The organism is bacterium, assembly GCA_029210545.1.
Lineage (GTDB): Bacteria > BMS3Abin14 > BMS3Abin14 > BMS3Abin14 > BMS3Abin14 > JARGFV01.
Genome location: JARGFV010000219.1, coordinates 1 through 674, shown reverse-complemented (window position 1 = coordinate 674; position 674 = coordinate 1). Strand labels below are relative to the sequence as shown.

Sequence of the window (674 nt, the reverse complement as noted above, 5' to 3'; positions counted from 1 at the left end):
ATGCCCATGGAGAGCAGGGTGACCTTCTCCCACTCGTCCCGGGCGGCCCCGGTGAACCAGGCGGCAAGGCGGGTCAGGGCTCCCGACTCGATGAGAACCGAGGCCAGGAGTATCCCGCCGTAAACCACCAGGAGAAGGGGCAAGGTCACCTGCACCCCCCACAGGGCCGATGTCAGCACACCCGACAGGGGTGTTCGAAATACGGTAATTGCCAGGACGCCGGTCCAGAGGCACCCGGCCACAGCCAGGAACAGGGCGCTGCGCCGCAGGAAAACCGCCAGTATGAAAAGGAGGAGGACGGGGGACCAGGCGAGCGCAGTCAGCACTTTTTTGACTCTTCTGGCCGCATGACACGGGGACACGGGGACACGGGGACACGGAGAAAATAAACCCCGCGTCTTCGCGTCTCCGCGTCTCCGCGTCTAACTCTCAAATCGTCGTCTCCGCAAACGGGAACACAACTTGTCCGATATCAACAACATCAAGCAATAACATTAGCAGCCGATCCAGTCCCACCGACACGCCCGCACAGGGCGGGAGGTTGGCCATGGCCTCGATAAACTCTTCGTCTATTGCCAGCCCCTCCACCCCGGCCTCGGCAAGGTCCCTTAAAACACCCTCCATGCGCCGGGCCAGTTCTTCCTGGTCACTCAGTTCGGTGAAGCCGTTGGCAA

Annotated in this window: 2 protein-coding genes; both read right to left on the bottom strand. The window is 61.7% G+C overall.

Annotation, left to right across the window (positions count from 1 at the left end; translation table 11 throughout):
* The coding region (locus tag P1S46_12395; protein ID MDF1537262.1) for an L-lactate permease at positions 1-326 on the bottom strand (326 nt) is incomplete at its 3' end.
* A gap of 103 nt (positions 327-429) precedes the next feature.
* The coding region (locus P1S46_12390) for a hypothetical protein (GenBank protein MDF1537261.1) at positions 430-674 on the bottom strand (245 nt) is incomplete at its 5' end.